The following is a 26,853-nucleotide window of genomic DNA, read 5'->3' on the forward strand; positions in this document are numbered from 1 at the left end:
AAAGGAGTTCACTATGAAACTAAATCGAGTTGTTGTAACAGGTTATGGCTTAACCTCTCCCATCGGAAATACACCAGAAGAATTTTGGAATAGTTTAAAAGAAGGTAAGATTGGGATTGGTCCCATCACCAAGTTTGATCACAGCGATTTTGCTGTTCATAATGCGGCAGAGATTCAAGATTTTCCTTTTGATAAATACTTTATCAAGAAAGATACCAATCGTTTTGATAATTATTCCTTGTATGCCTTGTATGCAGCTCAAGAAGCGGTAACAAATGCTAATCTTGATGTAGAAGCAATCGATAGAGATCGCTTTGGTGTCATCGTGGCTTCTGGTATCGGTGGTATCAAGGAAATCGAAGATCAAGTCATCCGATTGCATGAGAAAGGTCCAAAACGCGTTAAGCCAATGACTCTTCCAAAAGCTTTGCCAAATATGGCTTCAGGAAATGTGGCTATGCGCTTCGGTGCAAATGGTATCTGTAAATCAATCAATACAGCTTGTGCCTCTTCCAATGATGCGATTGGGGATGCCTTCCGCTCTATCAAGTTTGGTTTCCAAGATGTCATGCTAGTTGGTGGGTCAGAAGCTTCTATCACTCCTTTTGCCATTGCTGGTTTCCAAGCTCTGACAGCCCTATCAACTACGGAAGATCCAACTCGTGCTTCTATTCCATTTGATAAAGACCGTAACGGCTTTGTGATGGGAGAAGGATCTGGGATGTTGGTGCTTGAAAGTCTTGAACACGCTGAAAAACGTGGGGCAACTATCTTGGCTGAAGTAGTCGGTTATGGAAATACCTGTGATGCCTACCATATGACTTCTCCGCATCCAGAAGGTCAGGGTGCAATCAAGGCAATTAAATTGGCTTTGGAAGAGGCAGAGATTTCTCCAGAGCAAGTAGCTTATGTCAATGCCCACGGTACTTCAACTCCTGCTAATGAAAAAGGAGAAAGTGGTGCTATCGTAGCTGTTCTTGGTAAAGAAGTACCTGTATCTTCAACCAAGTCCTTTACAGGACACTTGCTTGGGGCTGCAGGAGCGGTAGAAGCAATCGCTACAATCGAAGCAATGCGCCATAACTTTGTACCAAAAACAGCTGGAACAAGTGAATTGTCAGACTATATTGAAGCGAACGTCGTTTATGGACAAGGCTTGGAGCAAGAAATTCCTTATGCGATTTCCAATACATTTGGCTTCGGTGGTCACAATGCTGTTCTGGCATTCAAGCGTTGGGAGGACTAGATGAATATCAATGAAATTAAAGACTTGATGGCTCAGTTTGACCAATCAAGCCTGCGTGAATTTTCTTATAAAAATCAAAGTGATGAATTGACTTTCAGCAAGAATGAAAGTTCTGCCGCAGTCGCAGCAACTCCATCAGTCAGTGCAGCTCCTGTTGTAGTTCCAGTGCAGCCAGCAAGTGCACCTGTATCTGAGACAGTTTCCCAAGCAGCTCCAACTGCAGCACCTGAGGTGGCTCCAGAGGCTCCGGCACCTGCTGCTGAGGGTGATGTCGTGGAAAGTCCCTTGGTTGGTGTGGCTTACTTAGCAGCTGGTCCAGACAAGCCACCGTTTGTATCTGTTGGAGACCAAGTTAAAAAAGGTCAAACCCTGATGATTATTGAAGCCATGAAGGTCATGAATGAAGTTCCAGCACCGAAAGATGGTCTGATTACAGAAATTCTGGTTCAGAATGAAGAAATGGTTGAGTTTGGGAAAGGGCTGGTACGCATCAAATGATTGATATCAATGCAATAAAAGAGGCGCTTCCGCATCGCTATCCCATGCTTTTGGTGGACCGTGTTTTGGAAGTCAGCGAAGATGAGATTGTCGCTTTGAAAAATGTGACGATCAACGAGCCATTCTTTAACGGACATTTCCCTCAGTATTCAGTTATGCCGGGTGTCTTAATCATGGAAGCACTGGCTCAAACGGCTGGTGTGCTGGAATTGTCTAAAGAAGAAAATAAGGGCAAGCTGGTCTTCTATGCTGGCATGGACAAGGTTAAGTTCAAGAAGCAAGTTGTACCAGGCGATCAGCTGATTATGACGGCCAAGTTTGTCAAGCGTCGTGGCACTATTGCAGTGGTAGAGGCCAAGGCCGAAGTTGATGGCAAACTTGCAGCAAGCGGAACCTTGACCTTTGCGATTGGTCAATAAGAAAGAGGAGATTTCACCATGTTTCGTAAAATTTTAATTGCTAACCGTGGGGAAATTGCGGTCAGAATTATTCGTGCAGCTCGCGAGCTGGGAATTGATACAGTCGCTGTTTATTCAACAGCTGACAAGGAAGCGCTCCACACCCTACTGGCTGATGAGGCAGTCTGTATCGGGCCGGCCAAGTCTACGGATTCTTATCTAAACATGAATGCTGTTCTGTCTGCTGCTGTTCTGACAGGTGCGGAAGCCATTCACCCTGGTTTTGGTTTTTTGAGTGAAAACTCTAAATTTGCGACCATGTGCGAAGAAGTCGGCATTAAGTTTATTGGACCTTCAGGTGCTGTTATGGACTTGATGGGGGACAAAATTAATGCTCGGGCTCAGATGATTAAGGCCAAAGTGCCGGTTATCCCAGGTTCTGATGGAGAAGTTCATACCTCTGAAGAAGCCTTGGAAGTAGCTGAAAAGATTGGCTATCCAGTCATGCTCAAAGCTTCTGCTGGTGGCGGCGGTAAAGGCATTCGTAAGGTTGAGAAGCCTGAGGATTTAGTAGCGGCCTTTGAGTCTGCTTCTAGTGAAGCCAAAGCGGCCTTTGGTAATGGAGCCATGTATATGGAGCGAGTCATCTATCCAGCGCGCCATATTGAAGTCCAGATTTTGGCAGATCAGCAGGGGCATGTGGTCCACTTGGGCGAGCGGGATTGCTCTTTGCAGCGGAATAATCAGAAGGTGCTGGAAGAAAGTCCATCTGTGGCAATTGGGAAAACCCTGCGCCAGCAGATTGGGGAGGCAGCTGTTCGGGCTGCTGAGTCTGTCGGCTATGAAAATGCCGGAACGATTGAGTTTCTGCTGGATGAAGCCAAGGGTGAATTCTACTTTATGGAGATGAATACTCGGGTACAGGTAGAGCATCCAGTGACTGAGTTTGTTACTGGTGTGGATATTGTTAAAGAGCAGATTAAGATTGCAGATGGTCAAGAGCTGTCCTTTAGTCAAGAAGATGTTGAAATTCGGGGTCATGCGATTGAATGCCGGATCAACGCTGAAAATCCAGCCTTTAACTTTGCACCGAGCCCAGGCAAGATTTCCAATCTTTATCTGCCAAGTGGTGGAGTGGGACTGCGCGTGGATTCAGCAGTCTATCCTGGCTACACCATTCCTCCTTACTACGACAGCATGATTGCCAAAATCATCGTTCACGGGGAAAATCGCTTTGATGCCCTGATGAAGATGCAACGTGCACTCTATGAACTAGAAATCGACGGTGTCGTGACCAATAGCAGTTTCCAACTGGATCTGATTTCAGATCCTAATGTGATTGCTGGTGATTATGATACAGCCTTTCTCATGGAGAAGTTCCTTCCGGCTTATCAAGAGAAAAAATAGATGACAAGGAGTGATTTTGTTTGAAAGAAGCAGAATCACTCTAAAATTTAATGAAGGAGTAAGCAATGCCTTTGTTTTCAAAAAAGGATAAATATATTCGAATCAATCCTAATCGTTCCTCTCGTGCCTTGCCTCAGCCAAAACCAGAAGTTCCAGATGAGCTTTTTTCTAAGTGTCCAGGTTGTAAGCATACCATTTATCAAAAAGATTTGGGGGCAGAGCGTGTCTGTCCAAGCTGTGGCTATACTTTTCGGATTTCAGCTTTTGAGCGTCTGAGTTTGACGGTGGATGAAGGAAGCTTTGAGGAATTGTTCACAGGTATTGAGACGACAGATCCCTTGCGTTTTCCAAATTATCGAGAAAAACTGGCGGAGACACGGGCAAAGACTGGCCTAGATGAGGCTGTTTTGACGGGGACAGCTAGTATCAAGGGACAAAAAACAGCCCTTGGCATCATGGATTCCAACTTTATCATGGCTTCCATGGGAACAGTTGTCGGTGAGAAGATTACTCGTCTCTTTGAGTATGCGACAGAACATAAATTGCCAGTCGTCCTCTTTACGGCTTCTGGCGGTGCCCGCATGCAGGAGGGCATCATGAGCCTGATGCAAATGGCCAAAACTTCTGCTGCTGTACAACGTCATTCAAAGGCTGGCCTTTTTTACCTGACCGTTTTGACAGATCCGACTACAGGTGGTGTCACAGCCTCTTTTGCTATGGAAGGTGATATTATCTTGGCAGAAGCGCAGGCCTTGGTAGGCTTTGCTGGTCGTCGGGTTATTGAGTCTACTGTACGGGAAAAATTGCCAGATGACTTTCAAAAGGCAGAGTTCTTGCTGGAGCATGGCTTTGTTGATGCGATTGTCAAACGTGGTGAATTGCGGGATCGGATTGCTACTCTCTTGAGCTTTCATGGAGGTGACCAATGACAAAAATCAGTCAGATTATCAAAGCGGCGCGTGATCAGTCCCGTTTGACGGCTCTGGATTTTGCCCAAGGCATTTTTGATGATTTTGTGGAATTGCACGGAGATCGTGGTTTCCGTGATGATGGTGCTGTCGTTGGTGGTATCGGAACTTTAAATGGTCAGCCAGTCACAGTGGTCGGTATTCAAAAAGGTCGCAATTTGCAGGATAATTTGCGACGGAACTTTGGTCAGCCCCATCCGGAAGGCTATCGCAAGGCCCTACGTCTCATGAAGCAGGCTGAGAAATTCGGCCGTCCAGTCGTGACCTTTATCAATACGGCTGGTGCCTATCCTGGTGTCGGTGCTGAGGAGCGCGGACAGGGAGAAGCCATTGCCCGTAATCTCATGGAAATGAGTGATCTGAAAGTGCCCATTATTGCCATTATCATTGGTGAGGGTGGCTCTGGTGGGGCGCTGGCCTTGGCAGTTGCTGACAAGGTCTGGATGCTGGAAAACTCCATGTATGCCATTCTCAGTCCTGAAGGCTTTGCTTCGATTTTATGGAAGGATGGCAGCAGAGCAATGGAGGCGGCTGAGATGATGAAGATCACCTCGCACGAGCTCTTGCAGATGGGTGTCGTTGATAAGGTTATCCCTGAACGCGGCTTTAATAAAAATGAGCTCTTAGCTGCAGTCAAGCAAGAAATCAGTGCCGAACTAGCAGAACTTTCTAAACTTTCCCTTGAGCAACTTTTGGAAGATCGTTATCAGCGTTTTAGAAAATATTAGTCAGAAGCCTTAGGGCTTCTTTTTCTTGCTTGAGAGAGGTATGGAGGCAGTTAAGGTGGTAATATATTTTGGTTTGACATGTAGCAATATATTCTCTTTATAGAGGTCATATAAAATATATATTATACAAGCTGTCAGACCTATGTTAAGATAGTTGCTAATCAAAAGAAATGAGGTTTCATATGTCAGAATTTACTATCCATACGATTGAGTCCGCCCCAGCTGAGGTGAAAGAGGTTTTAGAAACTGTTCAAAAAGATAACGGTGGCTATATTCCCAATCTTATCGGTCTTTTGGCCAATGCGCCAACGGCCTTGGAAACTTATCGGACGGTTGGAGCCATCAATCGCCGCAACAGCCTGACACCGACTGAGCGAGAAGTAGTGCAGATTACAGCTGCAGTTACCAACGGCTGCGCTTTCTGTGTAGCGGGTCATACAGCCTTTTCAATCAAGCAGATTCAAATGAATGATGATCTTTTGGAGGCTCTACGCAATCGTACGCCGATAGATACAGATCCGAAGCTAGATACACTTGCCAAATTTACCATTGCTGTCATCAATACCAAGGGACGGGTCGGAGATGAGGCTTTGGCAGACTTTCTAGAAGTGGGCTATACACATGAGAATGCTCTGGATGTAGTTCTGGGTGTCAGCCTTGCGACCCTCTGCAATTATGCCAATAATCTAGCAAACACACCAATCAATCCAGAATTGCAGCCTTATGCTTAGTCTTTTAGGAGATGAGAAGGGCTTTTAGCCCCTTCTTTATCATTAGCTATAGTCAAGCAAAAAACTAGTTCCGAGCTGGAGAGACTTTCTCTGGTTTAACTTCCAGAAGAGTTTTATCAATACTTTAGAAAATATAAAAAAAATTGAAGCCGAAAGGCTTCTTTTTATACTTGTTTTTTAATGTTCTGTGTGATATTATATTTTAAGAAACAGATGTTGCGCAACAATTGTATCTAAAAGGAGTTTTGATGCCACCTAAAAATAAATTTACTCGTGATGAGATTATTCAAGCAGCTCTAGGGATTGTCAGAGAAGTCGGCTTAGCTGGTTTGACTGCTCGTTCTCTGGCTGAACGTTTACAGTCTAGTCCTAAGGTTATTTTCGGTCAGTTTGAAAATATGGAGGATTTAAGTCATTCGGTTGTTCGGGCAGCTGAGTTTGTCCTAGTCCAATATATTCGTTCGGCTTTGGAGCGGGCCAAGCCTTTCAGAGCAGTTGGTATGGATTATATCCTTTTTGCTAGTCAGGAGCCTCAGCTTTTTAAAATTCTCTATCTAAATCCTCACAAGCACCCCATTGAGTCTTTCAAGGACTTTTTGCCTCAGAAAGACCATAGTTATCAGCAGATATTAGAGTCGATTGTGGAGGATTATCCCATGCACATAGAAAGTGCAGAGTTCGTGTATCAGCATTTGTTTATCTATTCTCATGGTTTGGCTAGCATGATAGCATCGGGTATTTATTCTTTTAGTCAGGAGGAAGTGACAGAACGTTTGACGCAAGTATTTGCTGCCCTCCTAAAGGAAATGAAAGGAAACAAGAATGATTAGATTAAAGGAAATTTGCAAGTCCTACAACGGAAGAGAAGTCTTGAAAGGCATCAACTTGGAGATTGCGGATCGAGATTACTTGGTCATTTTGGGAGCTTCTGGCTCTGGGAAGTCAACCTTGCTCAATGTTTTATCAGGCCTAGAAAAACCAGACAGTGGTCATGTGTACTTCGGTGAGGAAGATTTATCTCAGCTGACAGAAGGTCAGTTGACGGCTTTTCGCCGAGCGCAGATTGCCTTTATTTTCCAGCAGTATTTTTTGCTTCCAAATCTCACAGTGGAGCAAAATGTCAAAATGGGTGCCAACTTAGCAGGTAATCAAGATTATGTCCGAATTTTGGAGGCTTTAGGTTTAGGTGATAAACTCCAACATTATCCAAGTCAGCTTTCAGGAGGCGAGCAACAGCGAGTGGCTATTGCACGAGCCCTGGCCAAAAGACCTCGCGTCCTCTTTTTGGATGAGCCGACTGGAGCTTTGGACGAAGCAACAGGTCGTCAGATTCTGGCCTATATTTCAAGTCTTCAAGAAGAGCTAGGTTTTACGCTAGTCATGGTGACCCACAATGCAAATATTGCTCAGATGGCTAAGACTGTTGTCCATATCAATAGCGGCCAGATCCAAAGCATAGAGACAAATAGCCAGCCCAAAACGGCCTATGAGATTGGATGGTAAGCTATGTTTTCAATAAAAGATTTGTATAGACTAGTCGTTGTATCAGTTATTAGCTTTTGTGCGGTCTTTGTGACCAATCTCTTCCTAAATTTTTATCTGGATATCCGTTTACTAGATCAAACAAATTGGTTGCCTGAGATTCGAGCTGTTTACGATGCTCAAGTTGCGATTTCTTGGTTAATTGCATCAATTAGCGGAGCTGTTTTATCCCTAACATCGATACTCCTTCTCTTCTTTTACATTCGGCAATTTATTGACCAGCATAAGCCAGAATTAGGAGTTTTAAAAGCTCTGGGCTATAAAAACTGGGAAATTGCTCGAAAGTTTTGGCTTTTTAGTCTTCCAATTGGTTTGGGAACAGGCACTGGCTACTTCTCTTCGTTTGTCATGATGCCACATTTTTATCAGTTGCGTAATCAAAGCGGAGTTTTGCCTGAAATTACCATCCGGCAACATTGGCCCCTCTTCTTGTTTCTCGTTGTCTTGCCGACTCTTGCATTTGCTGCTTTAGCTGTCCTCTATGCTAGTTATTGTCTACGTTTGCCTGCTCTAGACTTGCTCAAGCGGGTCAGCTCTCGTAAAAAGTCACCAAAAAGGAAAGTAGGAAAGAAAATAAGGAAAGACCGTCCCTTTTTAACAGACCTTTCTGCCAGCCTGCTCTGGTCTAGAAAATTATTAATATTCTTTGTCATTTTTGGTTCGATGTGCTTTTCAGCTATGATTCAGCTATCATTTAGTATGAAAGAATTGACAGATGAGACCATTCAGAGCATGATGATGTCAATCGGTACTGTCCTGTCAGTGGCAATCCTCTATCTGTCGCTGGGAGTACTCCTGCAGGAAAATCAAGAAACCCTAGCTATTATGAAGGTTTTTGGTTATAGCAGAAATGAGTGCCATAAGAGTTTATTTGCTCCTTATCGTATTCTTGCTTTTTTGGGCTTTGTCTTAGGAACGGGCTATCAATACGGGATTATGCAGCTTTTACTCAGATTGATGGAAAAATCAATAGCTCAGAAAGTTGACTATGATTTTGATTTTGGAGTCTGCCTGATGACTTTGCTAGTCTTTGTCTTAGTTTATGAAGGTTTAATCTATTTATCCAGCAGGAGGCTGGATCAACTGACTATTAAGCAGGTCATGTTAGGAGAATAAAGAAAAAATGAAGTGATGCTGTTTACTTCATTCTTTTTTACTGATGATATGCTGGATGCCTGTCTGGAGGTGCTTGAGGATGTGTGTGATTTCCTTTGGAAAAACTTTATAGTTTTCCAAGTCTGTCAGGGGAATCCAATAGACTTGTTCTTGGTTATGTTGGTAGTCAAATTGCTTACCGTGAGACTTCATCAGGTAATAGAAGCAAATCTCATGACAATCTAGCCCTTTGAGGATGCCTGTTGAGTTTGAAAATAAATTTTCATGAACAAAAGCCAGCTTCTCAATCTCATACCTTTGCCCAGTTTCTTCGAAAACTTCTCGCTGGACAGCTTCTTCGGAGGTCTCTCCAAATCTGACTGCCCCTCCTACTGAATAGAAATAGTCTTCGCTAGGAGAGGATATGACACAGAGGGCTTCCTCCTCAATGATGAGTGCAGCAGTCCGATAGCGAAAGCGCTCCTGCCCTTGGGTATAAGAAATATCCTTTGCCATAGTGTCCTCCTTGCGTTTTTTAGTTTACTTGATTTCGCTCTTTCTGTCAATGCTTTCTGTACCCAGACAGTTATATTCTTTCTCTCTTGCGACAGGCTTTTTTTCCTGTTAAAATAAGGACATGACTCGTTATAAAGCCCTTATTTCCTACGACGGGCATGACTTTGCTGGCTTTCAGCGCCAGCCTCATGCTCGGAGCGTTCAGGAAGAAATCGAAAAAACCTTAACTCTTATCAACAAAGGTCAGCCTATTGTCATCCACGGAGCTGGTCGGACCGACAGCGGCGTTCATGCGCTTGGGCAGGTCATTCACTTTGACCTCCCGTCAGCTAGGGATGAAGAAAAGCTGCGGTTTGCTTTAGATACCCAGACGCCAGAGGATATAGATGTCATTTCTGTGGAGGAAGTGACGGAAGATTTCCATGCCCGTTACAATCCACATAGCAAGACCTATGAGTTTCTGGTGGATATTGGTCGTCCAAAAAATCCGATGATGCGTCACTATGCGACCCACTATCCCTATCCTTTGGAGATTCCTCTGATGGAGCAGGCCATTAAAGCCTTGGAGGGAACGCATGATTTTACAGGCTTTACAGCCTCGGGTACCAGTGTGGAAAATAAGGTTCGCACGATTACAACGGCCAGTCTGACTTTTGATGCGCAACGTAATTTTCTAGTCTTTACTTTTTCGGGCAATGGCTTTCTCTATAAGCAAATCCGCAACATGGTGGGAACCTTGCTTAAGATTGGAAATAAGCGGATGCCAGTCAACCAAATCGAACGGATTTTAGAAGAAAAGAATCGGCAGCTAGCTGGGCCAACTGCAGCACCTAATGGTCTTTATCTAAAGGAGATTATTTATGAAGAATAAGTTGATTTTAGCCCTTTCTGGCAATGATATTTTTAGTGGTGGTGGTCTTCATGCGGATTTGGCTACTTATACGGTCCATGGCCTGCATGGTTTTGTAGCGGTGACATGCTTGACTGCGATGACGGACAAGGGATTTGAAGTTCTTCCGACCGACGAGCAGGTCTTTGAGCAGCAACTCTCTTCGCTAAAAGATGTGCCGTTTTCGGCTATCAAGTTAGGCTTGTTACCGACGGTTGCCATTGCAGATCAGGCTCTGGGCTTCATCAAAAAGCAAACGGGCATACCAGTCGTGCTAGACCCTGTCCTAGTCTGTAAGGAGACCCACGATGTGGAAGTGTCGGCTCTTCGTGATGAATTGATCAAATTTTTCCCTTATACGACCATTATCACGCCCAATCTACCAGAAGCAGAGATCTTGACTCAGTCGGAGATAAGGACTTTGGATGATCTCAAGGCTGCGGCTGTGACCCTCCATGAACTAGGAGCTCAAAATGTCGTAATCAAGGGAGGAAATCGTTTCAGCCAAGATCGGGCCCTTGATTTATTTTACGATGGCAAAAACTTTCAGCTACTGGAAAGCCCTGTTTTACCAAATAATAATACAGGAGCTGGCTGTACTTTCGCTTCTAGCATAGCTAGTCAGCTTTTGGCAGGTCAATCACCTCTTGAAGCCGTCAACTATTCAAAAGATTTTGTTTACCGCGCCATTCAGCGCTCAGATCAATATGGAGTTATTCAATATGAAAAATAATCAGACAAGAAAAATCGCTTTGCTGGCTGTCATTACAGCCCTATCCATTGTTTTTGGGAATTTTTTCAAAATCCCTACGCCAACTGGCTTTCTAACCTTGCTAGATGCAGGGATTTACTTTACCGCATTTTATTTTGGTCGTAAGGAAGGAGCCTTGGTTGGGGGCTTGTCTGGTCTCTTGATTGACTTAGTGGCGGGCTATCCTCAGTGGATGGTCTTCAGCCTCATCTGCCATGGCCTTCAAGGCTACTTTGCTGGCTTAACTGGCAAGCAGCGTTATATCGGTTTACTCTTGGCTGGACTTGCCATGGTCGGCGGCTATGCTCTCTTTGGTAGCATCTTGAGTGGACCAGGTGCAGCTATCGCAGCTATTTGGGGCAATGTCATGCAAAATATTTTTGGTTTGGTGGTCGGCTATGCCCTTTACAGAGCTTTTCCCCTTGTCTTGAAAAGAGCCGTTCAGCCAGAGTAAGTGAGGTAAGAGATGGATTTAGAGAAGCTTGAAAAGGAGACCAGACAGATCGCTACAGATGTCTTGGACAAGGCGGGTTTGGTCAAGGGAAATATTTTTGTCCTAGGTCTATCTTCTAGTGAAGTCATGGGGGGACACATTGGCCAGCATTCCAGCAGGGAAGTCGGTCAGGTCATTGTCAAGACCTTGTTAGATATTCTGCAAGCACGGGGAATTTACTTGGCCGTTCAAGGCTGTGAGCACCTCAATCGTGCCTTGGTTGTGGAACGAGAATTGGCAGAAAAGAAAGACCTAGAAATTGTCAATGTCCTGCCCAGCCTCCATGCAGGCGGAAGTGGCCAGCTAGCAGCTTTTGACTATATGGAAGATCCTGTGGAGGTTGAGTTCATCACAGCCCATGCTGGCTTGGATGTGGGAGATACGGCGATTGGCATGCATGTCAAGCATGTTCAGGTTCCTATTCGCCCTCAACTGCGCAGTTTGGGTCAGGCTCACGTTACCGCCCTTGCCAGTCGTCCCAAGTTGATTGGCGGAGCCAGAGCCTCTTATATTGAGGATAGAATTCGAAAATCTTAGTAGAAGAGGAGAAGAGGCTGGGACAAAAGTCCTAGCCTCTCAATTGTCTTTGGATTGTCGAGTAAGACGCAGTGGTTGAGTGGGCTCTACTACGCTGATTTCATCAGCTTTTACAGCCCTACTCAAATGTGCGGAGGTGGGACGACGAAATCGAATTCTAACGAATGACCGATTTCTGTCCTACTCTCTTTTCCCAAATGGTAGACTTTGCCTGTCGCTTCTCATGCTGGCAAAGGAAGTGAATCGACAATGATAGGAGAATATTGTCTGCTAAGAGCTGGGCCAATGGTCAAAAAAGAGCAAAAAGTGGCTAAGATTTCAGCCTATGAAAGGGGAAAAAGGCGAAAAATAAAAGGTGTCTCTTGAAAAAACTGCTACTTATGTTATAATGGATTGTATGTAAAAAATTTGAAGGAGAACTGACAGAATGTCTGTATCATTTGAAAACAAAGAAACAAATCGTGGAGTATTGACTTTTACTATCGGTCAAGACCAAATCAAACCTGCTTTGGATCGTGCTTTTAATGCAGTTAAGAAGAATATTGCTGTACCAGGTTTCCGTAAAGGTCATATTCCTCGTCCAGTCTTCAACCAACGTTTTGGTGAAGAATCACTTTATCAAGATGTCTTGAATGCATTGCTTCCAGCGGCTTATGAAGCAGCTGTAAAAGAAGCTGGTCTTGAAGTGGTTGCACAACCCAAAATTGATGTGACTTCAATGGAAAAAGGCCAAGACTGGGTCATCACTGCTGAAGTTGTGACAAAACCTGAAGTGAAATTGGGTGCTTACAAAGACCTTGAAGTATCTGTAGAAGTTTCTAAGGAAGTGACTGATGCTGAAGTTGATGAGCGCATTGAACGTGAACGCAACAACTTGGCTGAATTGGTTCTGAAAGATGGAGCAGCAGCTGAAGGTGATACAGTTGTCATCGACTTTGTTGGTTCTGTTGACGGTGTTGAATTTGACGGTGGAAAAGGCGACAACTTCTCACTTGGACTCGGTTCAGGTCAATTCATCCCAGGTTTCGAAGACCAATTGGTTGGTCACTCAGCTGGTGAAACAGTAGACGTTGTTGTAACCTTCCCAGAAGACTACCAAGCAGCTAACCTTGCTGGTAAAGAAGCAAAATTCGTTACAACAATCCATGAAGTAAAAGAAAAAGAAGTTCCAGCTCTTGATGATGAACTTGCAAAAGACATCGACGAAGAAGTTGAAACTCTTGCTGAATTGAAAGAAAAATACCGTAAAGAATTAGCAGAAGCCAAAGAAGCAGCTTACAACGATGCAGTTGAAGCAGCAGCGATCGACCTTGCAGTAGAAAATGCAGAAATCGTTGATCTTCCAGAAGAAATGATTCACGAAGAAGTTCATCGCGCTGTCAACGAATTCCTCGGCAACATGCAACGTCAAGGTATCTCTCCTGATATGTACTTCCAAATCACTGGTACAACTCAAGAAGACCTTCACAAACAATATGAAGCAGATGCTGCAGCACGCACTAAGACGAACCTTGTTGTAGAAGCAGTTGCGAAAGCAGAAGGCTTTGAAGCTAGCGCTGAAGAAGTTGAAGCAGAAATCACTTCATTGGCAACAGACTACAACATGGAAGCAGACCGCGTTCGCCAATTGCTTTCAGAAGAAATGCTTAAACATGATATCGCTGTTAAAAAAGCAGTTGAAGTCATCACAAGCACTGCTAAAGTAAAATAATAGCTTCTAGTCAGCCCTAGTGGGTGACAAATGCAAGCACAAGAGAGAACGATTTGTTCTCTCTTTTTTGATGTTGGAGGGATAGTTTAAAAATAGGAAAGCTAATCTCTAAATTAAAATAAGCTCTACAATTCCTACAAGGAGTGAACCACTGTAAAAATTATAGAGCTCATATCACAACATCCATGGAATACCCATTTCGTTTGATGCTTCAATAGCATGAAATGCAGCTATTTCGTTTTCAATAATTTTTAATAACTCATCCTCCTCTAGTAAACGTAATATTTCAAGATTTTTTTGTATTAGTTCTTCATCAGCATCACAAATTCCGATTCTGGCCGAATGAAATGCAATTGCATCATACCGTTTAAGTAATTTTGCTGTTTTAATAACAATCGAACAAATATGACTGCACATCGGAAAATGTTTGTAATAAAAATAAAAGGTAGACAAATTTGATAGAAGGGCTAACTTTATAGGAAGGATATTTTGGAAATCAGAGTATTTTTCTAGTCTGTGAAGAATTAATTGAGTGGTATCTAGAATAGTCTCCGTAGGAAGGACAAAAAGAATGGAGTTTAAAATGTTGAAATCTGATGCGTACCATGTGTCATGGTGTTTTAGATCGTTCCATAAAATGTCAACGATATCTTGTGTCACCTTATCTCTGTTTGAAATTCCATTCTTTCTGATTTGAAGTATAACTGTCAAGGATTGGTGCAATTTTTGGATAGAGATATCCCAATGAGTTTTTAGATAAGATTCACATTTTTTGTAAATTGTTTCGAGTTCTCCTACTCCACTAATTGAATGGATATTGCTGATTTGATTTAATAGTTGGGTATGCTCGCTAGGATGGTAAAGATTGCAAATATAATCAAATTCATCAAAGCTCATATTAATTTGTTGAAGTAAAAAAGCCATGTTCTCATACTTTGGAACGACAAGCCCATTCTCTATCTTAGAGAGTGTTGTAGGAGACAGTACATTGCCACACACATCTGACTGAGTGAGGTTTTTAGACTTTCTAATTTCTTTATAAACTTTTCCAAAATCATATCTCATATCATAATCTCCAAAAAAACTTGAAAATAGTTAAAACAATACTACATGATTCTGACTACATTATATAATTTAGTAAGGAGGAATGCAAAGAAATATAAAAAATTTCAAGTCGTAAATTATGTTGTGTCATTTTCTTATATATTCTTACTAAACTCTATGTTAGGCTAGAGAACTGTGTAGAATATAGAACTTAGAAATAAGAAAGTAGGTCAAAAAATGGCTAAGAAAAAGATGCTGTTAACTTTATCAGTCGTAGCATTAGGAATTGCTTCATATGCTTTGCTGAAACCAGTTATTGCAGAAACAACAATCGGTAAAACAAACGAAAATCAGACGATTTCAATTTATAAGAATTTACTAAAAGGTAAATCTGAAAAAGAAATTAATGACTACTTTTCAGGTTTATCAGACAGTAAACTGATCATTGCAGACAAATCAGGTGGTTTTACAACTAGCTCTACAGATGACTACAGTAATCCAGTAGAGACAATCGATGAGAATGGCAATAAAGAATTAAAATCTTTCCAAGATAAAAGTGTTGCCGCAACAGTTGGTGAAATCAAAGAAGCACTTAAGAATAACTAAATTATACAGCCTGCTGATGTTAATTGCTGGTTGTTGAATTAGAGAGAAAAGTTCCACTGAAAAGTGGAACTTCTTTTGTCGTATGTTTAGATTTTGGGCTCTATGATAAAAAGCTTGACCTCTTGGAGTGACTGGTTAGAGGAAGTATGTCTAGCTTAAGCCTCGGCTGGTCACTTTTCCTATAGATTCATGGCAACCTAGGTCACGGCTGGTCACTTTTCCTATAGATTCGTGGCAATCTAGGCCTCGGCTGGCTACTTTTCCTATAGTTTCTTGGTATTCTAGGCCTCGGCTGGTCACTTTTCCTATAGATTCATGGCAATCTAGGCCTCGGTCGGTCACTTTCCTTTAGTTTTTAAGGTAAATGATACTTGAGATAGCTGTTGGACAAAAGTAAGTGTCTGATGAGGGAGTATTTCTTTCTGTTTGGAAAACGGCTAGAGGAACTGGCTAGTCTAGCTTGTTTCTAGGTCTCAAATAGGGAATTGTTTCAAAAATAAATAGGATAACAAAATGAAGTTTTTTGCTGATTGCTGAGAAATGCTAGGCTGTCATAGAGAGATATTTAGCTTTTAGACAGATTTTTTTGGGGAGCTTGTGATATACTGTTAGTATGGAAAAAAATGATATTGTTTACGGCGTGCATGCTGTGACCGAGGCCTTGATGGCCAATACGGGAAATAAACTTTACATTCAGGACGACTTGCGTGGCAAAAACGTGAGTAAGCTGAAAGATTTGGCGGCAGAAAAGAAGGTTTCTATCTCTTGGACACCCAAGAAAACCTTGCAGGAGATGACGGATGGAGCCGTTCACCAAGGCTTTGTCTTGCGGGTATCAGAGTTTGCCTATGCAGATTTGGCGGATGTTTTGAAAAAAGCGGAGCAGGAAGAGAATCCTCTGCTGTTGATTTTGGATGGCTTGACAGACCCGCATAATCTGGGCTCTATCTTACGTACGGCTGACGCGACCAATGTGACGGGAGTGATCATTCCTAAGCACCGAGCAGTCGGCGTGACACCAGTTGTGGCCAAGACCTCTACGGGGGCTATCGAGCATATTCCTATTGCCCGTGTGACCAATCTCAGCCAGACCCTGGACAAGCTCAAGGAAGCTGGCTTCTGGATTTTTGGGACGGATATGCAGGGGACGCCTGTTCATAAGTGGAATACGGCTGGCAAGCTAGCCCTCATCATTGGCAACGAAGGTAAGGGCATTTCCAGCAACATCAAGAAGCAGGTGGATGAGATGCTGACTATTCCCATGAATGGCCATGTCCAAAGCCTCAATGCCAGCGTCGCAGCGGCCATTCTCATGTATGAAGTCTTTAGAAATCGGGTGGGCTAATGCAAGTACTAGGAGCTTATGCGTTAGAAAAATATCAAACAGAAACGTTTGAGCCAATCATTTATGATATCTACCATAATAAAAGAGAAGATAATTATTGCTTTTGCTTTGAAATCACTGAGGAAGCAGATCAGTATCCCTTAGAGGATTTATTGACCCAATATTCCTTGAATTGCACGGATTTATACGGTCAAGGAAGTCAGGTAAATGGCGCTTTGAAATACCTAATTGAGGTAGAAACTTTATCCAGTGATAAGGCGAATCTCATCAGCATTCTCAATTTTTCTACAATTTTAAATAAAGAGATTGTGAATTATGTAAAAGGAAAATATGAGTGCCTTGCTGAAAAGAGGTGTATGAGTTCCTTTTATATGGGAAATCAAAAAGTGGAAGTTCCTGTGCTTGCTTACCGAAGTGATAACTCTGGGATGGTTTCTTTTCAAAATAAATATCCAGAAGGACAATTAACAAATTTATTTTTAGAAGATAAAAAATATGATGTTGAGTGTTTAGATGGGGAATGGACTTGTATTGAATTGCTTAATGGCAAAGCAAACCTTATTTTAAAAAATTCACAAGATGAATATTTCCAATATAATTTTGATTTGAAAGGCTTTCAAGGTGTTAGTCCTGTTTTAGACTAACCGAGCGCAACTAGCTTTCCTAAGAAGCAAGCGATTTCCAATAGCTAGTCCCGATATGGTGGTAGGCAAATCACCACTACTAACCCGCTGATGTCCATGGAGCAGCCTTCTCTTTGGTAACTAAAAAATGATGGAGAAAAAAGATGACCTTTAAAATTTTAACGGATTCGACGGCAGACCTGCCAGAAAGCTGGACCCAAGAACATGATGTGCAGGTTCTGGGCTTGACTATTCAGCTGGACGGGCAAACCTATGAGACAGTCGGACCAGATAAGTTGACTAGTGAGCAGCTTTTAGCCAAGATGGAGTCTGGCAGCAAGCCGACGACCAGCCAGATCAATGTCGGCCAATTTGAAGATGTTTTCCGCCAGTATGCTCAGGAGGGCACAGCAGTTCTCTATGTGGCCTTTGCTTCAGCCTTGTCTGGAACCTACCAAAGTGCGGTCATGGCGCGGGAGATGGTCTTAGAGGATTATCCTGAGGCGATCATCACCATCCTTGATACCAAGGCAGCTTCGATGGGTGAAGGCCTCTTGGTCATGAAGGCTGCAGAAGCGAGAGCGGCAGGTCAAAGTCTGGAGCAGACGGCAGACTTGCTCCAAAGTCTAGTGCTTAGAGTCCAGACCTATTTCTTAGTAGATGACCTCAACCACCTCATGCGGGGTGGCCGTATTTCTAAGGCAGCGGCTCTTATGGGAAGCTTGGTCAATATCAAGCCCATCATCGCAGTGACAGCTGACGGAAGTCTGGATTCGGTCGCTAAGGTGCGGGGCAAGAAGAAGGCGCAGGCTGAGGTGGTTCGGATGACCTTAGAGACGATTTCTGATCCACGGGTTGTAGTCGCCTATGCAGGTGAAAAAGAAGTCGCTGAAAATGTCAAGGAGCAGCTGTTGGCTTCTGGACAGGTTACAGAAGTCCTGATTCTGCCTCTCGGCCCGGTTATTTCGACGCATACTGGTCCAGGTACTCTAGGACTCTTTAGCATTGGCAGTGAACTTTCAGACTAAATGGAAATGAAATCGTTATTTTATAAATAATTGCATCAAATATATTGACTTTTGGTTAGAAAATTTGGTATGATAGTAGGCGGTATTGTTTACCCCATTTGTAAGGCCCCGGAACCTTTCAAATAACCCGCGGACCGGAACATCCGCCCTGTAAACAAAAACGATATTCATATAGGAGAAATCATGAACAAAACAACATACATGGCTAAGCCAGGTGAAGTTGAACGCAAATGGTATGTAGTAGACGCTACTGATGTACCTCTTGGACGCCTTTCTGCAGTTGTAGCAAGCGTACTTCGTGGAAAAAATAAACCAACATTCACACCACACACTGATACAGGTGACTTCGTAATCGTTATCAACGCTGAAAAAGTTAAATTGACTGGTAAAAAAGCAACTGATAAAGTTTACTACACTCACTCAATGTACCCAGGTGGTTTGAAGTCTATCACTGCTGGTGAACTTCGCTCTAAGAACGCTGTTCGTTTGATCGAAAAATCAGTTAAAGGTATGCTTCCACACAATACTCTTGGCCGTGCTCAAGGTATGAAGTTGAAAGTATTTGTAGGCGCTGAGCACACTCACGCTGCACAACAACCAGAAGTTCTTGATATTTCAGGACTTATCTAAGGAAAGGAACAATAAAGTATGTCACAAGCACAATATGCAGGTACTGGACGTCGTAAAAACGCTGTTGCACGCGTTCGCCTTGTTCCAGGAACTGGTAAAATCACTGTAAACAAAAAAGATGTTGAAGAGTACATCCCACACGCTGACCTTCGTTTGGTTATCAACCAACCATTCGCAGTTACTTCAACTGTTGGTCAATACGACGTTTTCGTAAACGTTGATGGTGGTGGCTACGCTGGTCAATCAGGAGCTATCCGTCACGGTATCGCTCGTGCCCTTCTTCAAGTAGACCCAGACTTCCGCGATTCATTGAAACGCGCAGGCCTTCTTACTCGTGATGCTCGTATGGTAGAACGTAAGAAACCAGGCTTGAAAAAAGCTCGTAAAGCATCACAATTTAGTAAACGTTAAAACTTATTTAAACTTATTGAAAGCATTTCGTATCAAAAATACGGGATGCTTTTTCTGTTCACCCCAAATTTTTGTAACTAGGTGATACTTGAAATTAATACAAATTTGGTTGTTTTTGATAAATCTAAGCAACACTAAATGATGAAGTGAAAGGGGATGAATCTTTGATAGTATTCATTTATTGTGAAATATGATATATTTATTAATTAGATGGATGAATACTTCTAGAGTTAAATATAGCATAATAGGGACAGACTTTTTGGTTTATTTTTGTTTGTAGTCGGATTATGAAAGAATATCCAATATTATGCGATAAGATAGAATGTTACAAAAAAGAAAGGGGATGCAATCCGATGAAGAAAGACAGATTAATTGTATTGACAGATGCTGTTCTAGCAATTATTATGACCATCTTGATTTTAGAGTTAGAAAAACCAACAACACCAAGTCTTGAAGCTTTTTGGGATTTACGGCAAAATTTCTTTGCTTGTTTTCTTTCCTTTTTCTGGTTGGGATCGTTATGGATGGCACTAAACACATTATGGGAAAAGGTTGAGAAAATTTCCTCAGAAATTATTTGGTGGAATTTGTTTCTACTCTTGGAGCGGCAGGAGTTCTCTTTGGAGAATTTCATGCCATCCAAGATACCAGTCTGAATGATGTGGTGGACCGGATCTATATAAATGTCAAGGATTTACCGTTTCAGTCCTTGGGAGCTTTAGCTAATATCCTGTCTGATGTTAAGAAGGGACTGATTCAAGACAGTCATATCTGGTCTTTCTTCCAGTCATTTTTCAAACAATATCAGTTGATAATCAGCTTAAATCAGATCTATCAGTTTGTCTATCTTTCTCTGATGGAGATCATGTCCTATCTTCACTTTGATTATTGGAAAAAACGGCTCGGTCAGGAGCTAGTATGAATAAGGAGAACAAATGAGACGTTTAAAAATGTTATGGCATATTATACAGGTTACGGGTTTTACTCGGTTTGCTCTGAGTTTTGTGACCTTTGTTTTTGGGTCAGGAGGCGTGCTTTTCCTAGTTGAACCTGCTATCACAAATTACGGAGACGGTCTTTGGTATGCTTTTGTGACTTCGACGACTGTCGGCTACGGGGATCTCCTAGCTGTGACCTTGATTGGAAGGATTACCAGTGTCTTCTTGACGATTTATGGGCTCATATTTTTTGGCTGTTTATCAGCTGTTATTATTAATTATTATACCGATTTAAATAAGGAAAGAGGAGAGGACAAATGACTGCCAATTATTCAACACGGGAATTCCGTGAGAAATTATATGATGACCTTCATGTTCGATTAAGAGATACAGTGATTTTGATGTGTGCGATTTTTATTGCCTCTATAGGTCTAAATATGAATTCAACAGCTGTCATTATTGGAGCCATGTTGATTTCCCCTCTTATGACACCGATTGTTGGACTGGGGTTTGGTTTAGCTATTTTTGATACGCGTTTAATCAAGCAATCTCTAGAGGTTTTATTTACTCAAGTATTGGTCAGTTTGCTTGTATCGACTCTGTATTTCTGGATTTCTCCCTTATCTTATGCAAGTAGCGAGTTGATTGCACGAACCTTTCCAACCATTTGGGATGTTCTCATTGCTATTGCTGGTGGGATAGCAGGTTTCATTGGTTCAAGGAAAAAAGAAGCAAACAATATCGTGCCAGGAGTAGCCATTGCTACAGCTCTGATGCCACCTATCTGCACTGCCGGCTATGGTTTAGCTAATGGAAATGTACGATTTTTATTTGGTGCTCTCTATCTTTTCTTGATTAACTGTGTCTTTATAATGCTAGCCAACATTATAGGAGCAAAAATTTTAATGAGAAAATCTCCCTTAACTTCATTCAAAGAGCTAAGCATTAAAATGAAAATTGGTTTGATATCTTTGATTGTATTATTGGTTGTTCCAGCCGGTTATTCGGCAGTTACTCTGACTATAGAACAAGCGCGAAAAGAAGGTGTCAAACAGTTTGTAGGAAAAGAGTTTGCCAATTATACGGTCATTAATCAAGTCTACAAGTCAAGGGACAATGAATTGGTCTTGACAATTGTTGGTGACCCGATTTCAGAAGAAGAATTAGAAATAATTCACCAAAAACAAGCCTCTTACGGTATTGAATCTGTTCAATTGAAAGTCAATCAAGTCAATAATTCGCAAAAATTAGATAGTGAAGCGACAAAGGAATTTTATGAAACCATTGACAAGTATATCGATCAAAAACTCTCTGAAAAGGATTCGCAAAAAGATCTCGTAAAAGAAAATGAAGCAGACAAGGATTGAGGACGATGAACTGAATAGGTTTAGAGTTGCTGTCTGAAGAAAATAGTCTAGATGTCTATTCTTTTGAAAAAGAAAATCGGGAGTATTTTGAGCGGAATTTGCCTCCCAGACCAGCTAACTATTTTGATCCAGAAGGTTTTAAAGAAATTACAGCGCAATTATTAACGGAACAAGAAAATCACGACGCCTACATGCATCTTATTAGAGATTCGCAAGGCGTTATGGTTGGAAGAATCAATTTAAGTATTTTAGGGAGCGATAGAAAAACAGCAGAACTTGGATATAGGATTGGAGAAAATGTTACTAATTTAGGCTATGCAAGCGAAGCGGTTAAACTTGTTTTAGACAAGGCATTTCATACTTATGGTTTAAATAGAATCATTGCGGGAACGGCAACGGATAATATTGCCTCTAAGAGAGTGATTTTAAAAAATGGTTTCACCTTTAGTAGGAACATAGAAAATGACCTACAAATGAATAATGAGTGGGTTCATACAGAGATGTTTGAGATAACGAATCTATAACATCATCATTCCCAGTTTAGTGACAGGCTCGATGGAGTCATTAATCTTTGCGGACATTCAAGAATTTTCTCTGGCTCTAAAAAGTCAAGAGTTTCCCGGAAATTTCTCTGAGTCATTTTTTGAGATTTATAAAAGCAATTTTCACGAATTGTTTGATTAGCGATATCAGCTGTAATTACATATGCTTTTGTTACCTGTTTATCACTATGAGTTAAGGCTCCAGAAACAGGCTGTAGTGAAACTCCAGCTTGCTTTATTAATGTGGCTTCTGTGTATCCCAGTTTATAAAAGGATCGTAGAAAAAATCTCAGTTTGACATTCATGAGATGCTTTTGTTCTCTTCTGAAAAATCGATGCCTTAGCAATATAGAAAAACACCCTCATCCCTAGTTCTGCTAAAAGCATTGGATAAGAGTGTTTTTTCTATAAGAACGATAGACGATGATTATTCTTCGTCTTTTTTGATAATGTTTTTAACGCCTGCGATAGCACCTTCAACAGCGCCTTTTGCGTCTTCAGCAACTTCTTTCGCTTTTGAAGCTAGTTTTTCAGCAGTGCCTTCTGCTTGAGTTTTTGTATCGCCAGTAAGTTTTCCCAATCCTTCTTTGAGAGAACCTTTAGCTTGGTTGAATTTTTCTTCGATTGACATGGAAATTTCCTCCCTTTATTAAATGTATTATCTAAGTTGGATGCGGTTTGATACTCATTCAAGCGAGATAATACATACAAGTATAGACTCTTTACTAAGAAAAAGCAAATAACTGCTACGAAATGACAAAACATTTTTAATAAGTCACGACATTAATTTCGCCTTTGTCATATTCTGCAATGAAGATATCGGAGACATTTTCAAAGCCTTCTTTTTGGAGTTCGGTCATCAACCATTCTTCTGACTTACCAATAGATTCTAAAATTTCAAGCTGGACAACTCCATCCGTAATGATTGGATACTTCGGATTTTCGTCGCCAATTCTTACGATAATCAATTGACCATTTTGCTCGATGACAGCTCTTTTGACTTCTTTCAGTTGGAAGCCTCCTTGGGAGCGTAATTTCAGAGCGACGTCTGATGCGGATAGGCCTTTTGAACGGCAGGCTTCAGGATCTAGTTTGCCGTTTTTGATGATAATAGTTGGCTTCCCGTCAATCAGGTGTTTGATGTAGGAAACATTGGTGTTCAGCCATTTTAAGAGCAAAATCAGAATAGTCCAGATGATTAGGATGATTGCATATTGAAGGATAGTAATGGAGCTATTGTAGATGATCCCGCCGATAATGCCACCGAGAACAAAGTTTTGTACTTGGTCTGTTGCAGAGCTTGGTGCTAAATTTCCCTTACCTGTCATATTGATGACAAAAACGAGAGAAACGAGTCCCAAAGCTAACTTAATTGCAATTGTAATAAAAAAGCTCATTATTTTTCAACCTCCACGAGTTCAACGTCTGATTTGTACAGTTCCATTTTTTCCAATAAATAGCTATCCTGATCGGTTCCGCTAATAGCACGGTAGAATTGTTTGCCAACCTTAATGATAGCTCCATCTGTTGTAGCTGAAGTGTTGACGTAGACTTTTTCCTTCTCAACGCCTAATTCTTTTGAGACAACCTCAATAAAATGCAAGGAGCTACGGAATTGATTGTCATTTGACTGATTGTTTTGGAAGTTAGTAATGCTAATCAAAACAGTGGCTACTAGGGACAAGATAGAAATAATGGATAACTCACGGAACTTACTTCCTCGTTTATCTTTATAGGCCTTAAAGGCGAAAAATCCCGTCACTAAAACCAAGCAGGCTGATATAATCACCATCACCCAATTCTGCTGGCTAATCTGACTCAGTACATAGTCATATGAATAGAATTTCATAAGATCCCTCACTTTTTTTGAATTCAAGCTATTATAAAACAATTAATCAGCTACATCAATAGCTTTATATAGAAAAAATAAAGTTTTCTAGAACTTGTTTGAAAGATGGAAGCTATATATTCCTAAGTAGAATATTTCACTTCATTCGAGTTTTGAAACTGCTAATAAAGCTTGACAAAATCCTTCAGAGTGCTAGAATAAGAGACAGGTAGAGGCCGATTTAGCTCAGTTGGTAGAGCAACGCACTCGTAACGCGTAGGTCACAGGTTCGATCCCTGCAATCGGCAGAAAGAAAACCAGCACCTTTTTATGGGGTTGCTGGTTTTGTTTATATAATTCTTATAAAGAAGTAAGAAAAGTTAGGCCACCTAATATCACTCCCGCAGCATTGGGAATAATGAGGATCCAGTCTTTTTTAGGTTCTTTTGTCCAACCGTAGATAACCCAAATCAGGCAAGAAACCGCTGCGAATAGTGGTTGGAAAGGTTGAGCTTTGGATCCTTGTAAGTTTGCGATAATTTGTGGAATATAAGCGACGAATACAAGAATTCCAATAAAAGCTCCAATAGATCCGACAAAACGATTAATTTTTTGTTTTGACATACGATACCTCCTGAACGTCCATTATATCAAAACGGAAAAAATTGTCAAATGAGACGTAAGCCAGTATGGAGAATAAGTTTTAGTTTTTATCTAAAACTAAGAGAAAGAGCCAAGTGTGGTTTGAGAAGTAGCGTTAGAATTGTTCATACCCGATTTATCCATGTTAGGCTGGATAGAGAGCTTATGATCATAGAAATAGTAGTAAATCAGTATTGTCGTGTTGATAAAAATGGGTAATGATCAATTTCTTTGAAGCCTTATGTTTGGAAAATTCAAGATTTTTTATTTCATTTCAATCTTTTAAAACAACCACTTACCAGTCGAAATTGACCACTTACTGAAAGTCCCTTGTTTCTTTTCAAGAAATTGTTATAATGAAGATAGAAAAAGGGGAGGAGTGCTTATGAAGGTTCGAATTGAGCTAGACGATCGTTTGGCTGATACAGAATTGGTGATTCGAGTATCGCGGATTGATGAGAGAATTCAGAAGATTCAAGATGCTTTGAATGAAGCGACTGCTCCAGCCATTCTCTTTTATAAGGAAAATAGTGAGTATTTTGTGGACTTGGCGGAGATTCTTTTTTTCGAGACGGACGGAGCCAAAATCTTTGCTCACGCGCGCAATGATGCCTATGAGGTCAAGTTGAAACTCTATGAGTTGGAGGAATTGCTGCCTCGCTATTTTTGCAGAATTTCCAAATCAACCATTGCTAATGCTAGGGCGATTTATTCTCTAGAAAAGTCTTTCTCGGGTACCAGTTCCGTTCAGTTTTCTGAAACGCATAAGAAAGTGCATGTTTCAAGGCATTATTATCAACTACTAAAAGAAAAGTTAAGTGAAGTGAGGTAATCATCATGAAAAAAACAATTCTAGGCGTCGGTTTTTTGGTTTTAGCCGGCTGGATTTTGCTTCAGGGAAACTTTGGTATTCCCATGTTTAATTTTAATATCTGGCCCCTGCTTTTGGTCGGCATGTTTGCGTATTTTGCCCTGGAAAATTTCTTGGAGCGAGATTTTGGGGCTGCTCTGATCATGATGATTATTGCTCTGATAATTGCTAATTCTGTCTACCACTTCTTGGCTATCTCCACAGGCACCTTGATAATGGGTGGTATTTTGGCCTGCATTGGGCTTAACATGATTTTTAAGCCGAGAAGAATCTGGGGTGTCCGTTATTTGTCTGGCAAGGGCTTGTCTACAAAGGAAGGAGAGATTTCCTTTGGCAGTGGGACTCGCTATATCAACTCGGATAATTTTATCCATGATAAAGTAGAGTGTGCTTTTGGCAGTGCGGCCGTCTATTTTGATAATGCCAGAATTTTAGGTGATTCTGCTAGTTTTGATGTAGAAGTATCTTTCGGCAGTGCGGTGCTTTACATTCCAAGCAACTGGCGAGTAGAGCTAAATGTGGACAATGCTTTCGGTACAGTGGTCAATCCGCATAATGTCAATGAAAAAGACAAGACTTTATATGTGCGCGGTAACGTCGCCTTTGGCTCTTTGAAGATTGTTTATATCTAAGAAAACGGATTATTGATTAGAAATTGTAAAGTTTGGGAAAATGTACTTGCCAAACGTCAAGTTTTTTGATAATATAGTACGGTATGTGGTGCTAGCACATCCGTAATATTAGATCTAATAGGAGGAAACACACTAATGGCTAAAGTATGTTACTTTACAGGTCGTAAGACTGTATCTGGAAACAACCGCTCTCACGCGATGAACCAAACAAAACGCGCTGTTAAACCAAATCTTCAAAAAGTTACTGTTTTGATCGACGGAAAACCTAAAAAAGTTTGGGCTTCAGCTCGCGCGCTTAAGTCAGGTAAAGTTGAACGCGTTTAATACATGAAAGGGATTGGAAAGATTTATTCCTTCCCTTTTTTGTTGTTGAATTTTCAGACTAGACAGTTTATTTCTGCCCTTCCTCTTTTACACCCTGTATAAAATATGGTAGAATAAACTATAAAATACTTTTGAGGTACAAGTGATGACTGTAAAAATCAATACAAAAGATGGTCAAATTGAGCTGACTGATGACGTGATTGCAACAATCGTTGGCGGCGCAGCAACTGAAATTTTTGGTGTGGTTGGAATGGCTAGCAAAAATGCAATTAAAGATAACTTTCAAGCTCTTTTGGGTAAAGAAAACTATGCCAAGGGTGTGGTAGTAAAAACGTCTGAGGATGGTGGTATTGCAGTTGATGTTTATACCGTTTTGAGCTACGGCATTAAAATCAGTGAAGTTTCCAAAAATATCCAAGAACGCGTTAAGTTTAGTTTGGAAAATCAACTTGGGATCACTGCCCATACAGTGAATGTCTATATCCAAAATATTAAAGTTGTAGGAGAATAAT

37 protein-coding genes and 1 tRNA gene are annotated in these 26,853 nt (G+C 41.4%); 31 read left to right on the plus strand and 7 right to left on the minus strand.

All coding sequences use genetic code 11. From position 1 onward, the window contains the following. The first annotated feature begins 13 nt into the window (after positions 1–13). The 10 genes from fabF (at position 14) to O3644_RS00835 (ending at position 8,634) form a co-directional block, all read left to right on the plus strand. Positions 14–1,246 carry a beta-ketoacyl-ACP synthase II gene (gene fabF / locus O3644_RS00790; protein ID WP_371594816.1) on the plus strand — a complete coding sequence of 411 codons (1,233 nt, stop codon included), beginning with the start codon at positions 14–16 and terminating at the stop codon, positions 1,244–1,246. Next, the gene (gene accB / locus O3644_RS00795; RefSeq protein ID WP_371594817.1) at positions 1,247–1,744 is read left to right on the plus strand and encodes an acetyl-CoA carboxylase biotin carboxyl carrier protein; all 498 of its coding nucleotides are present in this window, start codon (positions 1,247–1,249) and stop codon (positions 1,742–1,744) included. It abuts the gene before it with no gap. After that, on the plus strand, positions 1,741–2,163 hold the full coding sequence (gene fabZ / locus O3644_RS00800) for a 3-hydroxyacyl-ACP dehydratase FabZ (RefSeq protein WP_371594818.1): 423 nt from the start codon (positions 1,741–1,743) through the stop codon (positions 2,161–2,163). The genes accB and fabZ overlap by 4 nt, the downstream gene beginning before the upstream one ends. 18 nt (positions 2,164–2,181) lie before the next feature. Then, positions 2,182–3,549, plus strand: coding sequence for an acetyl-CoA carboxylase biotin carboxylase subunit (locus tag O3644_RS00805; protein WP_045500622.1), 1,368 nt, complete (start codon positions 2,182–2,184; stop codon positions 3,547–3,549). Between the two features lie 65 nt (positions 3,550–3,614). Continuing rightward, complete coding sequence (gene accD, locus O3644_RS00810; protein ID WP_371594819.1) at positions 3,615–4,478, plus strand: acetyl-CoA carboxylase, carboxyltransferase subunit beta; 864 nt, start codon at positions 3,615–3,617, stop codon at positions 4,476–4,478. Next, positions 4,475–5,245 (plus strand): acetyl-CoA carboxylase carboxyl transferase subunit alpha, encoded by a 771-nt coding sequence (locus O3644_RS00815; protein WP_371594820.1) that lies wholly within the window; start codon positions 4,475–4,477, stop codon positions 5,243–5,245. Before accD ends, O3644_RS00815 begins: the two co-directional genes overlap by 4 nt. 182 nt (positions 5,246–5,427) lie before the next feature. Next, entirely contained in the window at positions 5,428–5,976 is a 549-nt protein-coding gene (locus tag O3644_RS00820) for a carboxymuconolactone decarboxylase family protein (RefSeq protein WP_371594821.1), read from the plus strand. A 248-nt stretch (positions 5,977–6,224) separates the two neighbouring features. Continuing rightward, positions 6,225–6,806, plus strand: a complete 582-nt coding sequence (locus O3644_RS00825) for a TetR/AcrR family transcriptional regulator (protein ID WP_371594822.1) — start codon at positions 6,225–6,227, stop codon at positions 6,804–6,806. Next, the gene (locus O3644_RS00830; RefSeq protein WP_371594823.1) at positions 6,799–7,479 is read left to right on the plus strand and encodes an ABC transporter ATP-binding protein; all 681 of its coding nucleotides are present in this window, start codon (positions 6,799–6,801) and stop codon (positions 7,477–7,479) included. The genes O3644_RS00825 and O3644_RS00830 overlap by 8 nt, the downstream gene beginning before the upstream one ends. 3 nt (positions 7,480–7,482) lie before the next feature. Continuing rightward, positions 7,483–8,634, plus strand: coding sequence for an FtsX-like permease family protein (locus O3644_RS00835; protein WP_371594824.1), 1,152 nt, complete (start codon positions 7,483–7,485; stop codon positions 8,632–8,634). Positions 8,635–8,661: 27 nt separating this feature from the next. Here O3644_RS00835 and O3644_RS00840 read toward each other — a convergent pair whose 3' ends face one another. After that, the gene (locus tag O3644_RS00840) at positions 8,662–9,129 is read right to left on the minus strand and encodes an NUDIX hydrolase (RefSeq protein ID WP_149555907.1); all 468 of its coding nucleotides are present in this window, start codon (positions 9,127–9,129) and stop codon (positions 8,662–8,664) included. A 121-nt stretch (positions 9,130–9,250) separates the two neighbouring features. Between O3644_RS00840 and truA the strand changes: the two genes are divergently transcribed. From truA to tig, 5 genes are all read left to right on the plus strand, one after another. Next, positions 9,251–10,000 carry a tRNA pseudouridine(38-40) synthase TruA gene (gene truA, locus O3644_RS00845; RefSeq protein ID WP_149555908.1) on the plus strand — a complete coding sequence of 250 codons (750 nt, stop codon included), beginning with the start codon at positions 9,251–9,253 and terminating at the stop codon, positions 9,998–10,000. After that, positions 9,990–10,751, plus strand: coding sequence for a bifunctional hydroxymethylpyrimidine kinase/phosphomethylpyrimidine kinase (locus O3644_RS00850; RefSeq protein ID WP_149555909.1), 762 nt, complete (start codon positions 9,990–9,992; stop codon positions 10,749–10,751). The genes truA and O3644_RS00850 overlap by 11 nt, the downstream gene beginning before the upstream one ends. Continuing rightward, a complete protein-coding gene (locus tag O3644_RS00855; RefSeq protein ID WP_371594825.1) occupies positions 10,741–11,223 on the plus strand; it encodes an ECF transporter S component in 483 nt (160 codons plus the stop codon). The genes O3644_RS00850 and O3644_RS00855 overlap by 11 nt, the downstream gene beginning before the upstream one ends. A gap of 12 nt (positions 11,224–11,235) precedes the next feature. After that, complete coding sequence (locus O3644_RS00860; RefSeq protein ID WP_371594826.1) at positions 11,236–11,799, plus strand: TIGR01440 family protein; 564 nt, start codon at positions 11,236–11,238, stop codon at positions 11,797–11,799. Between the two features lie 427 nt (positions 11,800–12,226). Then, positions 12,227–13,510: a trigger factor gene (gene tig / locus O3644_RS00865; protein WP_149555912.1), complete on the plus strand. Its 1,284-nt coding sequence runs from the start codon at positions 12,227–12,229 to the stop codon at positions 13,508–13,510. 174 nt (positions 13,511–13,684) lie between these two features. On the opposite strand, the gene O3644_RS00870 is transcribed toward tig, so the two are convergent. Further along, on the minus strand, positions 13,685–14,575 hold the full coding sequence (locus O3644_RS00870; RefSeq protein ID WP_371594827.1) for a helix-turn-helix domain-containing protein: 891 nt from the start codon (positions 14,573–14,575) through the stop codon (positions 13,685–13,687). 216 nt (positions 14,576–14,791) lie between these two features. Here O3644_RS00870 and O3644_RS00875 point away from each other — a divergent pair, with 216 nt between their 5' ends. From O3644_RS00875 to O3644_RS00925, 11 genes are all read left to right on the plus strand, one after another. Continuing rightward, complete coding sequence (locus O3644_RS00875) at positions 14,792–15,160, plus strand: hypothetical protein (RefSeq protein ID WP_185774117.1); 369 nt, start codon at positions 14,792–14,794, stop codon at positions 15,158–15,160. A gap of 613 nt (positions 15,161–15,773) precedes the next feature. Beyond that, complete coding sequence (rlmB, locus tag O3644_RS00880; protein WP_125371120.1) at positions 15,774–16,505, plus strand: 23S rRNA (guanosine(2251)-2'-O)-methyltransferase RlmB; 732 nt, start codon at positions 15,774–15,776, stop codon at positions 16,503–16,505. Next, positions 16,505–17,149: a hypothetical protein gene (locus O3644_RS00885; RefSeq protein WP_371594828.1), complete on the plus strand. Its 645-nt coding sequence runs from the start codon at positions 16,505–16,507 to the stop codon at positions 17,147–17,149. Before rlmB ends, O3644_RS00885 begins: the two co-directional genes overlap by 1 nt. A gap of 143 nt (positions 17,150–17,292) precedes the next feature. After that, complete coding sequence (locus O3644_RS00890; protein ID WP_148888643.1) at positions 17,293–18,156, plus strand: DegV family protein; 864 nt, start codon at positions 17,293–17,295, stop codon at positions 18,154–18,156. A gap of 183 nt (positions 18,157–18,339) precedes the next feature. Beyond that, a complete protein-coding gene (rplM, locus tag O3644_RS00895) occupies positions 18,340–18,786 on the plus strand; it encodes a 50S ribosomal protein L13 (protein ID WP_003026230.1) in 447 nt (148 codons plus the stop codon). Positions 18,787–18,804: 18 nt separating this feature from the next. Next, positions 18,805–19,197, plus strand: a complete 393-nt coding sequence (rpsI, locus tag O3644_RS00900) for a 30S ribosomal protein S9 (protein WP_002902303.1) — start codon at positions 18,805–18,807, stop codon at positions 19,195–19,197. A 353-nt stretch (positions 19,198–19,550) separates the two neighbouring features. Then, a complete protein-coding gene (locus O3644_RS00905; protein ID WP_004240734.1) occupies positions 19,551–19,853 on the plus strand; it encodes a TMEM175 family protein in 303 nt (100 codons plus the stop codon). Next, positions 19,778–20,119, plus strand: a complete 342-nt coding sequence (locus O3644_RS00910; RefSeq protein ID WP_000397556.1) for a hypothetical protein — start codon at positions 19,778–19,780, stop codon at positions 20,117–20,119. The genes O3644_RS00905 and O3644_RS00910 overlap by 76 nt, the downstream gene beginning before the upstream one ends. Positions 20,120–20,132: 13 nt before the next feature. Next, positions 20,133–20,456 (plus strand): potassium channel family protein, encoded by a 324-nt coding sequence (locus O3644_RS00915; protein WP_001253404.1) that lies wholly within the window; start codon positions 20,133–20,135, stop codon positions 20,454–20,456. Further along, positions 20,453–21,502 carry a DUF389 domain-containing protein gene (locus O3644_RS00920; RefSeq protein WP_371594829.1) on the plus strand — a complete coding sequence of 350 codons (1,050 nt, stop codon included), beginning with the start codon at positions 20,453–20,455 and terminating at the stop codon, positions 21,500–21,502. Before O3644_RS00915 ends, O3644_RS00920 begins: the two co-directional genes overlap by 4 nt. A 26-nt stretch (positions 21,503–21,528) precedes the next feature. Then, positions 21,529–22,026, plus strand: a complete 498-nt coding sequence (locus O3644_RS00925; protein ID WP_371594830.1) for a GNAT family N-acetyltransferase — start codon at positions 21,529–21,531, stop codon at positions 22,024–22,026. 5 nt (positions 22,027–22,031) lie between these two features. Here O3644_RS00925 and O3644_RS00930 read toward each other — a convergent pair whose 3' ends face one another. From O3644_RS00930 to O3644_RS00945, 4 genes are all read right to left on the minus strand, one after another. Next, on the minus strand, positions 22,032–22,349 hold the full coding sequence (locus tag O3644_RS00930; RefSeq protein WP_371594831.1) for a hypothetical protein: 318 nt from the start codon (positions 22,347–22,349) through the stop codon (positions 22,032–22,034). 122 nt (positions 22,350–22,471) lie between these two features. Further along, entirely contained in the window at positions 22,472–22,675 is a 204-nt protein-coding gene (locus O3644_RS00935) for a CsbD family protein (protein ID WP_048766472.1), read from the minus strand. A gap of 136 nt (positions 22,676–22,811) precedes the next feature. Continuing rightward, entirely contained in the window at positions 22,812–23,441 is a 630-nt protein-coding gene (locus O3644_RS00940) for a DUF421 domain-containing protein (RefSeq protein WP_371594832.1), read from the minus strand. After that, positions 23,441–23,893: a DUF3290 family protein gene (locus O3644_RS00945; protein ID WP_048792275.1), complete on the minus strand. Its 453-nt coding sequence runs from the start codon at positions 23,891–23,893 to the stop codon at positions 23,441–23,443. Before O3644_RS00945 ends, O3644_RS00940 begins: the two co-directional genes overlap by 1 nt. A gap of 214 nt (positions 23,894–24,107) precedes the next feature. On the opposite strand from O3644_RS00945, the gene O3644_RS00950 reads away from it, so the two are divergent. Beyond that, positions 24,108–24,180 (plus strand) — tRNA-Thr (locus O3644_RS00950). Positions 24,181–24,232: 52 nt separating this feature from the next. On the opposite strand, the gene O3644_RS00955 is transcribed toward O3644_RS00950, so the two are convergent. Further along, a complete protein-coding gene (locus O3644_RS00955) occupies positions 24,233–24,496 on the minus strand; it encodes a SemiSWEET family transporter (protein ID WP_005591744.1) in 264 nt (87 codons plus the stop codon). A gap of 403 nt (positions 24,497–24,899) precedes the next feature. Here O3644_RS00955 and O3644_RS00960 point away from each other — a divergent pair, with 403 nt between their 5' ends. The 4 genes from O3644_RS00960 (at position 24,900) to O3644_RS00975 (ending at position 26,852) form a co-directional block, all read left to right on the plus strand. Then, positions 24,900–25,346 (plus strand): LytTR family DNA-binding domain-containing protein, encoded by a 447-nt coding sequence (locus tag O3644_RS00960; RefSeq protein WP_015605723.1) that lies wholly within the window; start codon positions 24,900–24,902, stop codon positions 25,344–25,346. A gap of 5 nt (positions 25,347–25,351) precedes the next feature. Continuing rightward, complete coding sequence (locus O3644_RS00965; protein WP_371594833.1) at positions 25,352–26,017, plus strand: hypothetical protein; 666 nt, start codon at positions 25,352–25,354, stop codon at positions 26,015–26,017. A 135-nt stretch (positions 26,018–26,152) separates the two neighbouring features. Then, a complete protein-coding gene (rpmB, locus tag O3644_RS00970; RefSeq protein ID WP_001140948.1) occupies positions 26,153–26,341 on the plus strand; it encodes a 50S ribosomal protein L28 in 189 nt (62 codons plus the stop codon). Positions 26,342–26,486: 145 nt separating this feature from the next. Further along, positions 26,487–26,852 carry an Asp23/Gls24 family envelope stress response protein gene (locus O3644_RS00975; RefSeq protein ID WP_005591747.1) on the plus strand — a complete coding sequence of 122 codons (366 nt, stop codon included), beginning with the start codon at positions 26,487–26,489 and terminating at the stop codon, positions 26,850–26,852. Position 26,853: the final 1 nt, after the last annotated feature.

This window comes from Streptococcus sp. 27098_8_113, assembly GCF_041432545.1.
Lineage (GTDB): Bacteria > Bacillota > Bacilli > Lactobacillales > Streptococcaceae > Streptococcus.